This window comes from uncultured Cyclobacterium sp., assembly GCF_963976465.1.
GTDB lineage: Bacteria > Bacteroidota > Bacteroidia > Cytophagales > Cyclobacteriaceae > Cyclobacterium.
In genome coordinates this window covers 1-11,621 of record NZ_CAXBOC010000130.1, presented here as the reverse complement: position 1 = coordinate 11,621, position 11,621 = coordinate 1, and the positions used below count along the sequence as shown (strand labels likewise).

At 40.6% G+C, this 11,621-nt stretch carries 8 protein-coding genes; 3 read left to right on the top strand and 5 right to left on the bottom strand.

The features are described 5' to 3' along the window. Positions 1–68 precede the first annotated feature (68 nt). Entirely contained in the window at positions 69–305 is a 237-nt protein-coding gene (locus tag AAC037_RS09300) for a hypothetical protein (RefSeq protein ID WP_339902730.1), read from the top strand. Positions 306–432: 127 nt separating this feature from the next. On the opposite strand, the gene AAC037_RS09295 is transcribed toward AAC037_RS09300, so the two are convergent. From AAC037_RS09295 to AAC037_RS09275, 5 genes are all read right to left on the bottom strand, one after another. Next, positions 433–2,208 (bottom strand): sodium:solute symporter family protein, encoded by a 1,776-nt coding sequence (locus AAC037_RS09295; RefSeq protein ID WP_339902729.1) that lies wholly within the window; start codon positions 2,206–2,208, stop codon positions 433–435. 72 nt (positions 2,209–2,280) lie between these two features. Beyond that, positions 2,281–4,161, bottom strand: a complete 1,881-nt coding sequence (locus tag AAC037_RS09290) for a sulfatase-like hydrolase/transferase (protein ID WP_339902728.1) — start codon at positions 4,159–4,161, stop codon at positions 2,281–2,283. Between the two features lie 213 nt (positions 4,162–4,374). Further along, complete coding sequence (locus AAC037_RS09285; RefSeq protein ID WP_339902727.1) at positions 4,375–6,357, bottom strand: heparinase II/III family protein; 1,983 nt, start codon at positions 6,355–6,357, stop codon at positions 4,375–4,377. A gap of 121 nt (positions 6,358–6,478) precedes the next feature. After that, positions 6,479–7,831 (bottom strand): nucleoside hydrolase-like domain-containing protein, encoded by a 1,353-nt coding sequence (locus AAC037_RS09280; RefSeq protein WP_339902726.1) that lies wholly within the window; start codon positions 7,829–7,831, stop codon positions 6,479–6,481. Between the two features lie 48 nt (positions 7,832–7,879). Beyond that, a complete protein-coding gene (locus AAC037_RS09275; protein WP_339902725.1) occupies positions 7,880–9,436 on the bottom strand; it encodes an arylsulfatase in 1,557 nt (518 codons plus the stop codon). Between the two features lie 168 nt (positions 9,437–9,604). Here AAC037_RS09275 and AAC037_RS09270 point away from each other — a divergent pair, with 168 nt between their 5' ends. Both AAC037_RS09270 and AAC037_RS09265 read left to right on the top strand, forming a co-directional pair. After that, on the top strand, positions 9,605–11,014 hold the full coding sequence (locus tag AAC037_RS09270) for a sulfatase-like hydrolase/transferase (protein WP_339902724.1): 1,410 nt from the start codon (positions 9,605–9,607) through the stop codon (positions 11,012–11,014). A 116-nt stretch (positions 11,015–11,130) separates the two neighbouring features. Beyond that, on the top strand, positions 11,131–11,621 hold a 491-nt coding region (locus tag AAC037_RS09265), incomplete at its 3' end, for an SGNH/GDSL hydrolase N-terminal domain-containing protein (RefSeq protein ID WP_339902723.1).

Here is an 11,621-nt window from a genome sequence, read left to right as displayed (position 1 = left end):
ATTTAATTAACTTATTACCAATAACTTAAATCGTTAACTTGACGGCTATGGGGTGACAACCCACGGGAATGAAAGATACCTCCTCCCTCAACACTGAAGGTGTTGAACAGCTTCTAGTTATCCCTGATGAGACAAAAGTGAAAGTAGGAAAAGGTATCTCGAAGCAGTTACAGTTACCCTATGGCTTCGACTCCGCTCAGCCGCCGGTAGACGGTCTAAGCCGTGCGAAATCATATCGGCTATATTGGGATCGCCCCCCCTTTTTTCCCTTCAAAGGGGATTTTGATCTTTCAGCACTGCTTTGACTTTTGCTGAACTAGAGATAAGGCATCTTTGAAAAACACCAGACCTGAAGACGGAATTGCCCCATACTTACCCTGCTTATCCCTTCCCAAAAGGCTTTGCAATGACGACCCCAAAGGACACTAATCCTCAAAATCGCTTTCTTAAAGCAAATAAAGCCCAAAAAGCCAGGATTGCCAGAATCAATAATAAGAATCCGTTGAACGGATCACCAAGCAAAATATTTCCGGTTCCAAACAAAAAGCTAAACACCCCAATTACCCCTACGCCAAAGGCGAGTATTGCAGCTTGAAAATCAAAATAGCCTGTAGTGTCCACTTTTTCACCGGCCTCCCCTATCAGCCCGTGTATCCTACGCCAACCCGGGCCCGGAGCCTTGGTTTTTTTCACGAATGAAACCAGCACTTCCCTTTCCGTAGGTGTGGAAATATAAGCTGTTAAAATCCAGCAAAATGAAGTAACCATGATCCCTATAATTAATTCCTCATGGGTGGCCAAGGGCTCAAAGAAAGCATCATGAACAAAAGCAAAATACAAGGCTGTTAAAAAGGAGGCTGCCATGGCCACAATTTCACTCATGGCATTGATTCGCCACCAATACCAACGTAATATATATATCAAACCTGTTCCTGCACCTATTTGCAATAAGATACTGAAAGTTTGCAAGGCATTTTGTAGTTGCAATGCCACATAACCACCCAAAATCATTATTGTTACGGTTGCAACTCTTCCCACAAACACCAAATGTTTTTGGGTGCTGTCAGGCTTGATAAACCTTTGGTAAAAATCATTGACCATATAAGATGCACCCAAATTAAGCATGGTAGAAAGGGTCGACATATAGGCTGCTACCAATGAAGTAACCACTAAACCCATAATCCCAACGGGCATAAAAGACAACATGGCAGGATAAGCCATATCATCCTGAACAATGGAAGGATCCGCATTGGGAAATGCATCCCGAAGGGACGCCATATCCGGAAAAACAATGATACTACACAAAGCTACCAATATCCAAGGCCATGGCCTGATGGCATAATGAACGATGGTAAAAAACATAACTGATGACAAGGCATTTTTTTCATCTTTAGCAGCAAGCATTCTCTGGACAATAAAGCCCCCACCTCCGGGCTCAGATCCCGGATACCATACAGACCACCACTGGATAAACAGGGGAATAAGAAAAATGGTCAGAAATATCTCCTTGTTGGCCAAATCAGGAATAAAATCCAGCTTGTCTACTATCATTTCATGACTGATAAGGTTTTCAAGACCTCCAACAGCAGGATGATTAACAGCTACCCAAGCAGCAGCAATCGCCCCTGCCAAGGAGAGTACAAATTGGATGAAATCCGTAAATACAACTCCTCTAAGCCCTCCTAATGAACTATATATCACTGTCACAACACCGGAAATCAATAAGGTAGCCATCGGGCTAATCCCCAATAACACCCCACCAATTTTAATCGCCGCCAGAGAAACACCGGAAATAATGACCACATTAAAAAACAATCCTAAAAAAATGGCCCTGAACCCCCTTAAAAAAGAAGCCGCTTTGCCACTGTAACGCAATTCATAAAACTCAATATCCGTTAACACCCCAGACCTCTTCCATAATTTGGCAAAGAAAAACACTGTTAACATACCTGTTAATAGAAAACTCCACCACACCCAATTTCCCGAAATCCCATTTTTTCTCACGATATCCGTTACTAAATTGGGCGTGTCGGTAGAAAAGGTGGTGGCCACCATGGAAGTGCCCAAAATCCACCAAGGAAGATTTCCACCGGCTTTAAAAAATTCATTAATATTTTTAGATGATTGCCTGGAACTGTACAAACCTATACCCAGAGAAACCGCAAAAAATGCGATCAATATCAACCAATCAATTCCTTGTAATAACATAATTTAAGTTTGTTAGTGGGGATTAATTCTCAATGAAATGTTTCTTGGTTTTATTTTGGGTTTAAATTACAGTTATTTTCTAATAGAGATATTCAGCCCACAATTTATCTGAGCCTGATCTAACGCCATTCCTATAAACATGGGATAACTCCAGTTTTTATACCTTCCCCAAATATCTCCAGAATACCTGGGAAATACTTCTTCCTTAATTAATGGGATTAATGGTTTTGCCTGGACACCCAATTGTCGGACACTTATGGCTGCCTGTAAAACCTGAACTTCATCGTCTAATAGTAACATCTCGCCCAATAATTTATAGGCCGCGTCATTATCCTCATATTTAATCAAGATTTCTGCTGCTTTGATCGCCACAGCCGGGGCCTCATCAGATAAGAGGGGCAATAAGTTCGGAACCACTTCTCCAATATCTCCCTTATAGGCTGACAAACTAACAAGAGCCCAAAATCGGACTGCATCAATTTCGCTTACTAAATAAGGTAAAATGGCGGAAGGTTTATTGATTTCACCTACCATTTTGGCTGCCTTCAAGATTGCACTGAAATCAGCCTCAGTATATCCTCTGCTGATCTCATAAACACTTGCTTCCTTTGCTTTAGCTTGTTCCATCATTATACCTTCAGATAGCAATCCCGTATCTCGGTTTTGAATCATCCATTTATCAAGCTCATTGGCCAATTCTGCTATTTTATTTTCAAATTTCGGATCATTTGCAAGGTTATGCTGCTCCAAGGGATCTGTCTTCAGATCGTATAAAATCTCAACCGGCTTGGAAGTGAACATTTTCATGGTTGGTTCAGGAAGGTCTCCAGCCTCCCGAAGTCTGTTAATTTCCGCATAACTCCCCCCTTTGTTAAAAATTATGGCATTTTGAAAATAAGGTAAGTGCGGCATAAAATGACGGATGTACAGATACCTCCCATCGTAAACCGACCTTGACACTTCATAAACATCGTCTGCTCTGTCTCTATAGCCAAAGACATATTTTCTTTCCTCTTTTGCCAAGAAGTTAAGTCCTTCCATCATTTCAGGAACGGGAACTCCTGCCAAGGCAAGGGTGGTAGGTGCAAAATCTACAAAGCTTGCCAGCCTATCCGATTCCGGAGAAGCAATATGAGTTACCAAATGCTTGTATTTTTCAGGAACATGTAGAAGAAAAGGGACTTGCAAACCGGCATTGTCTAGCCAGCGTTTATGTCCCGGTAGGCCATGTCCATGATCAGAAAAGACGAAAATTATTGTTTCTTCCAACAAACCATCTTCCTCCAATTGGCCTAATAAATCACCAACTTGCCGGTCAAATACGGAAAGCAAATCATACATATGCGCCCATATTTCACGCATTTTAGGACTGTCCGGTAAATGGGGTGGAAGGATTGCTTTTTGGGGATCATGAAAATTTTTAAGACCTGAAGTATCTGTTGGACGCAAGGCATTGGTAGGTCCTTCGTGGGTAATCATGAAATTAAAGACACTAAAGAAAGGCTTCCCCTCCGGCCTATTTCTCCAGTGTGCTTCTTTGCTGCTCTCATCCCACCTTTCTTCATGGCTAAAATTATAATCTGTCTTTACATTATTGCTCGTATAATACCCTGCCTCTCGCATTACTTCCGGCAATATTTTCATTGGCGCAGGAACTGGTATGTCAGACCTTAGATGCTGGGTCCCTAGGGAGCTCGCATACATCCCCGTGATTAAGGTAGAGCGTGCAGGGGCACAAATGGGTGCATTGGAAAACACCTGGGTAAATTTCAAACTTTTTTCTGCCAATTGATCCAATATAGGCGTGTTGGCATATTCGTCCCCATAAGCACCATAAATAGGCCCTAAATCCTCATGAGAGATCCAGAGAATATTTGGCTGCTCCAACTCCTTGTGGCTATTAGTACAAGCCATAAAACTCATAATAATGAAGAATAGGGTGATGTTTTTCATTGATCTATTTAATTTGACATACAATCTAATTGAAAAAATCACTTAATTACTGAAATAATGGTTGAAATTATGTTATTGCCCATATTTTGAGGATAACCGGAAAAACAAATTCAATATTAATGACATTCAATTTCAAAAAAATATACAATCAGGAAGATCTATGGACATTGTTTCATTTGTATCTAGCACCAAAGGTCTGCAGATTAGCATTTGCTATTTAGCACTGATTGAAAATTTAATATCTCCCTTCTGCTTGTCCTCTTTCCATTTATAAACTATTCTATACAATTCCTTTCCATGGTTGGAGATTAGCTTAGGATCTTCAATTGAAATTGGTTCGATAATGGCATCAAGTTTTCTTTGGTCAAAGCGCATATTTATTGCAAACCCATCACCTGAAATCTCTAATAAGCCGGGAGATTTTAAGGCTACTGGTAATGCACTCATAAAATGGAAGTTTATTGCGTTTTTATGCTTTTCCAATTCAAAATGCTCCCTTACGATTAAACCATCTTCTCTCTTGAATTCATAGGTCCTTACCCAGCTTTTCACTGCGGCTTCATTTGGATAAGCATTTGCAATATCTGTTTGAAAATGAACTTGATCATTTTTCATACGATATCGGGATCCTTTTGCTTTAAAATTCCCACCTGCTTTTTGTGCCACTCCATTAATGAGTGGTAAATTATGGTAATTGGATTGCATTGTCCAAATTGAATACCGCTCAGGGCTAAAAGTTTGCCTTGTGTAAGTGCCTACTCCCACATCGATAAATACTGGTTTTCCGTCATAATAAAGCATAAAGGAACCCACGTCATTGTGATTATGGTTTTCATTATTATTACCTCCCTTTGCTGTAAAATAAAAGCCACCGGTATTCGCTTTTTCTCTAGCTATCACCACATCCCAGTCAGGAAAATAATAATCTTTAATTTTGGGGGCCTCCACAGGCACCTCGTTTAAGGAGGTCAGCAAAAATATATTTCTCAACCTATCCCCAATTGTGCCGGAAGTTACCAAGTCTTTTTCACTGCTTTCATTTGCCAAATAAGCCGCAAAATTCTCCATGATAGGATCATTTATTTTTTCCCCATACCTGAATATTCTTCCCGGATTATGCTTGATTTTTAATGGAGCATCAGCAAAATTAATATAATATCTGCCATCATTAATATGAGATCGATAAATGTATTTCCCCATATTTTCAATAAGTGGATGAGCAAAAACAGGAGCTATCCCTCCATCTATGGCCTTGTCTAATAGTTCCAGATAGTCAAACATTTTACCTCCTGCATGAGCCCAGTAGGCGGGCCCTTCACTGCAGCTACCGTCATCGGGATAGGAATTTATAAATAAATCAACTGACTGCATGGACTTATAGATAGCATCTTGTTTTTTAATCGGGTCATCCTCTACTAATAACAAAACATTAAGAACGTTGAAATTACACCATGGCGTCCAGTTATTTACTCTCCCTTCTCCCCAGCCGGTAATCCACCAAAAATCATTTCGTTCATAAAATGGATGCAATACTTTCTTTTTTAATTCAGAGGTAAGCCTCCTACCTATTACAGGGCTGATTTCATTAAAAGCATCCTTGAAAAAATATAAAGTCCATGCCAAATCACTCGCTATATCTCCAACCATTAAATCTATAATTGGATCGTCGATATCAGGCAAAATGGTGGTTGGGTTAGCGATGCTTCCATCAAATCCATACAAGTAAAAATGTGCTGAGGCACCCCAATATGTTTGTTCGCAGAAAGCAAAAACCCCATTGACCAAGTCATCTAAAAATCTACCTTTTCCCTCCACTAACTCTGCCATCATTAAGGTTTGAAGGGCCTGTTTTCTGGCACTATTAACTGCAGCATCTTTAGACCTATCTCCTGTTCGGGTAAATTCCAGATACATACTGGCCTTAACGATTGGCCAATCGTAATTTAAGTAAGCCTCTCCTTCTTTTATGATAGTTTTCCTGACTTCATCCGGAAGTTTACTCCATTCTTCTCTTTCCTCATAGGCAGGATAACTGACCCATTTTTTTGCAGTGTTTAAATTCTCAGCAATTTGTTTTCTATTTAAGGAATGAATTAATAGGTTTCTGTTTTCTTGCGAATAGGCCGAAAACACCAAAGTGAAACAAATAAATAGCAGTGGAATTTTATATATTTTTACTGGCAAAGGTATAGACATGGAATCGGGCTTATAGTAATTTATTAAATTGGACTGAAATCCAGAGACCCTGATAAAAATGAGGTCTCTGAACAAAATCAGGAGTATCAAGTATCCTTATTAAATGAGATAATGGATTAAATCATATTGTTGAAGTAATTATAACACGCTTGTATTTGGTCATAGCAGGTAGGCCCTTGTCTGTTACCTCGAGAATAAGGTGCAATTCTTTTCCCGGAGGCAAAGGTGGAACCTCCACTTTAATTTTGGCGTCTTCCGAAGTAGGTTTGAATATAACCGGACCGATAGGTTGAAATATTTCATTGTAAATCCACCATCTGTAGGTTAATGCATCCTCATCCGGGTCTGTGCTTGCAGAGGCATCCAGCTCCAATTCTTTACCGGGCAGCACATCTATATATAAAGGTGTATCGGACTCATGTCCGTTTACAATAACTACAGGGTTATGGTTGGCCTGCTCATAAGGTAAAACGGCCCATTTTACCCTGGCCATAAAGTCTGACTGAAAGGCTGTTCTCCACCGGGCCACCCCATGTCTTTCATTCAATGTGCCTTCCATAAAATCAGGCGCGTCAATGTACAATTGGTTGAACAATAACCTGTACCGACCTCCCCAGCCTCCCCATTCCGGATGATCAGGGACATTCAATCCATTGGAAATTAAGCCAAGAAAAGAGGGACTGTCTCCTTCTTTCATACCGCTGGTGCCATGACCATTTAGCTGGTAGCAATCACTTAATGGTCCATTGCCGTGAATATTATTTTTAACCCAGTTCGAATCTTGCATGTACTGATTACCTGTCATGTACATGCCACGGAAAGCCGAAAGTTCTCTGATACCGGTAAAACCATTCCAGGCATAGCCATTGGCTATAAATCTTAAGGCTTTAAAGTTTTTTAATAGGTAATTTCTATGGCCATCCTGGTCACCAATGGCATGCACTTGAATTTTCTTGCAGAACTCATCAAGTTCCTCTTCAGTTCGGGTATTTTTAACTTTCCAAAGGACTTGAGCCAATTCCCTTAGTCCACCCCATACTGGAATGTGGACCATCGCTTCGCTTTTATCCACAATTTTGATAATGGCCTCAGAGGCCTCTGAATCCTGACCTTCTCCAAGGGCCTCTGAGTTACCACTACCGGATTTGATCAATTTTGCCAGCATATCCGGGTGGGGAAAATCCTTCTTATGCAGGATAAGGTTAGGGTAAATTTCACCGTATGCTGCCAATTGTTTCTGAATAATTTCCGGTTTTATGTCCTGACCATGCCCCAGCCGACTTGTGGCACAAATGGCCTTAATGTCAAACTGGTCTGCATAGTATAAAAACCTGACCAGGCTCTGTTCATCATCTGTATCTCCCCCTATATCCGTTAGGACAATCACTTGAGGTTTTTTCCGGGCCTGAAGCAGTGCCGGCACCAGCAAACAAATTACAAAAATGGGTAGGAAAATAGATTTAAAATTTAGCATCTGGTCATTTATTGTTACTTAAGAACTAAATTACGAAAACATTCAGGATCACTTCAATTCAAGTCCTTTGGTATCCACAAAGTCTTCACCTCTGATGGCGATAAACTCTTCTAACAGTTCTTTTAATTTTTCTGGATTTTCCTTGGCAAGGTTATTTTGCTGTTCCAAATCAGTACTTAAATCGTACAATTGAAAATCAGCATCATTTCCCATTTCTATATTCACCATTTTATTTATGGCAGGGCCTTTATAGGGAGGAATCAATACCCAATCCCCTTTTCTGTAAGCTGTGCGGGTGGTGGCTTCCAATACTAACGCATCTCTTCCCTCGCCATCATTTCCTAAGAACAATTGAGAAAAATCCTTGCCATCTGTAGTCCTTTCCTGACTTCCAGAAATAGCTGCCAAGGAGTTAAAAATATCAATCTGACTAACCATGGCATCCGTGGTTCCCGGTGTGGCTTTTCCTTTCCAGTAACTAATAAACGGCACCCTTGTTCCCGCTTCAAACAAACTGTATTTACCTCCTCTGAGAGGTCCAGCCGGCGTATGATCTCCCACCAATTCTTCGGCATCATCATAATACCCATCGTTTAATACCGGACCATTGTCACTGGAAAAAATAATCAGTGTATTTTCCAGGAGGCCTTCCTCTTCCAATGTTTTCATAAATTCCCCTATGCACCAGTCTGCTTCAAGGATAACATCTCCCCTAGGCCCCATGCCTGATTTACCTTCAAACCTTGGATGCGGTGTTCTGGGTACATGGGGTTGCTGCAAGGCATAGTATAGGAAAAATGGTTTGTCTTTTTTCTCCTTCACATAGGATTGGGCTTTTTCAAGAAAATGATCCGCCATGTCTTCATCTACCCATTGTGCATTTTTCCCGCCTTTCATAAAGCCTATTCTTGGGATTCCATTCACAATGCTATTGTTATGTCCATGGTGCCATTTCATTTTGAGCATTTCAGGATTGTCCTTTCCGGTCGGTTCTCCTTCAAAGTTTTCCTTATAACTCACTTCAATAGGATCATTAGGATCCAGGCCTTGCACCATTCCGTCTTCAAGATAAACAGTAGGCACCCTATCCTGCGTAGCAGCCATAATATAAGAATAATCAAAACCTACTTCATTGGGACCCGGGCTTACCTTTTCATTCCAGTTAACAGTACCATCTCCAAGGCCAAGATGCCATTTACCCACCACTGCGGTCGCATAGCCTTGATTTTTTAGCATCTTGGGTATGGTCATTTCTTCCGTTCCAATTAATAAAGGAGCTGTTCCGGGTAAAATTTTGGCGTCCTTATTTCTCCAAGGATAAGTCCCCGTTAATAAGGCATATCTACTGGGAGAGCAGGTGGCGGAAGAAGCATAACCGGCAGTAAATTTCACACCCCCTTCTGCCAGTTTATCCATGTTTAGCGTTTCCAAGGTGCCGGCATCGTAAGCACTCATGTCCCCATACCCCAAATCGTCCATATAAATAATTACAATATTGGGATTTTCAGCTTTTGCTTCTTCTTTTATTTCTTTTGGGCCACATGATGCCAAAAGGAACAACATGCCGAAGATATAGATTAATCGGCTTGGTAATTTTAAGTTCATAAATGGTTTGGTTTCTTTAAGATTTTATAAATAACCAATATAGAAAATTTATATCAAAACCATACCTCGACTCACATTTTCAATTGCTGAAACAATGGCCTAAATACCCACTAGCGGGTATTATCATATATGCCAAAACAGCTATCACTTAAAATTTATCCCTAGAAAATGGCTAATAAACGAATTTCTGTCCTTATTTTCCTATTTAATCTATTCCTTGCTATTGTTCCTATCCATGCCCAAAATTCTGCCCATCCCAATATCATCATCATTCTGGCAGATGATATTGGCTATGGCGATTTAGGTGGTTCGTATGGTGGAGAAGCCAATACACCCAACTTAAACCGCCTGGCTCAAAAGGGAATGCTATTCACGGATTTCCACAGCAATGGCGCCATGTGTTCCCCTACACGTGCCGCATTGTTGACCGGACGCTATCAGCAGCGGGTGGGCATAGAAGATCCATTACCGGGATTCTGGCAAAAACCGGGGAAAGGAAAGGTAAAAGGTATTAGTGATGCCAAACATGCCAAACCAAAGACCATAGCCAACTACCTGAAGGAAACGGGGTATGCTACTGCCTATTATGGCAAGTGGCATCTGGGAAATCATCCTGACGCCAACCCTACCAAGTTTGGCTTTGATGAGTTTAAAGGCCTCACCTCCGGCTGTGGGGATTATTTCAGTAAAATCGATCGCTACGGCTACCCTGACTGGTGGCACAATAACCAGTTATTTTTTCAAAAAGGCTATACCACAGATGTGATCACTTCAAATGGGATAAACTTTATCAAACAACATAAAAAGCAACCTTTCTTTTTATACCTGGCCCATCTTGGTGTTCATTTTCCTTGGCAGTCCCCTGATGACGGCCACCTACAGACTCGTGTAAAAGGAGAAGATTTCACCAGTAATAAACCCGGTAAGCAAAGCAAATTAGGTCCCCATAAACCAAAAGAGGTTCCCACTGTAGTACATGAAATGATTGAATCTTTGGACCGCAATATTGGGCGCCTTGTTCAGTTTCTGGAAGAAGAAGGATTGGCTGACAACACTTTTATATTCTTTACTTCTGACAACGGGCAATACCTGGATTACGATGGCAAAACCTGGCCTAAAGTAGGGTCAAACGGTAAGTTAAATGGTGAAAAAGGGGATCTTTATGAAGGAGGCCATCGGGTGCCTGCCATTGCCTATTGGCCGGGAAAAATACCGGAGAACGTAATTTCTGACGAAACGTTGATGAGTATGGATATCCTGCCTACCGTTCTGAAAATAATTGGCAGTCCAATGCCGAATCAAAATGGAAAAAATGCCTTGGATGGAACAAGCTTTCTGGACCTAATCACCCAAAGAAAAGCAATGCCTCAAAGAACCATATTCTGGAAAACTCCTGAAGCCAAGGCTGCTAGAAAAGGCAACTGGAAAATTTTATTTAATGAAGAAAACAAAGAAGGTATGCTATTTGATCTTTCAAATGATTTGGGCGAGAATTACAATGTAAAATCCAACAATTCAAAGATCTTTCAAACCTTATCAAAGGCCTTGCAAGAATGGGAAAGGGAGATCAGCTTATAAATCCAACTCAAATGTTTGAAGCATTTTGATTGCGATATCAACTGGAATAATTACGCCTTTTATTTCTTTCTATTACTTTGCTTTCCTATTTTACAAAGAATTTTCATGAAAAAAATATGCTAATAGATAAGGTATCTACCACTTCGAAATTTTTCTTACTTGTACTTGTTGGAATAATTAATGGATTATACTCCTTAAATGCACTTGGTCAAGTTAAACCTCCACCAGAGAAGGAGCCTTTAATTTTTACGGACGCATCAACTTTTAAAGTATTAGGCCTACTTCCCGGTAATCCATTGTACAAAAGACTACCTGTTCAAGCTGAAAAAGAAGTAAGGCCAGCCGTATGGTCGCTTTCAAAAAACACTGCTGGGCTGGCAATTAGGTTTTCCAGCAACTCTTCGATCATTAAAGTCCGATGGACCTTAAAAAACAACCGTGTAAAAGGAAACATGACTCCAATTGCTAGCAATGGATTGGACCTATACGCGTATACAAAAGATCGATGGCAATTTGTGGGGGTAGCCATACCCGGTAAAGAAGAAGTGAATGAGGCTACAGTCATCGCCGACATGACAAAAGAAAACCGAGAATATTTATTAAACCT

What these genes read in the sequence shown, in the direction of transcription:
- AAC037_RS09300 (WP_339902730.1), top strand. Translation starts at nt 69, where the DNA reads ATGAAAGATACCTCCTCCCTCAACACTGAAGGTGTTGAACAGCTTCTA.
- AAC037_RS09295 (WP_339902729.1), bottom strand. Translation starts at nt 2,208, where the DNA reads ATGTTATTACAAGGAATTGATTGGTTGATATTGATCGCATTTTTTGCG.
- AAC037_RS09290 (WP_339902728.1), bottom strand. Translation starts at nt 4,161, where the DNA reads ATGAAAAACATCACCCTATTCTTCATTATTATGAGTTTTATGGCTTGT.
- AAC037_RS09285 (WP_339902727.1), bottom strand. Translation starts at nt 6,357, where the DNA reads ATGTCTATACCTTTGCCAGTAAAAATATATAAAATTCCACTGCTATTT.
- AAC037_RS09280 (WP_339902726.1), bottom strand. Translation starts at nt 7,831, where the DNA reads ATGCTAAATTTTAAATCTATTTTCCTACCCATTTTTGTAATTTGTTTG.
- AAC037_RS09275 (WP_339902725.1), bottom strand. Translation starts at nt 9,436, where the DNA reads ATGAACTTAAAATTACCAAGCCGATTAATCTATATCTTCGGCATGTTG.
- AAC037_RS09270 (WP_339902724.1), top strand. Translation starts at nt 9,605, where the DNA reads ATGGCTAATAAACGAATTTCTGTCCTTATTTTCCTATTTAATCTATTC.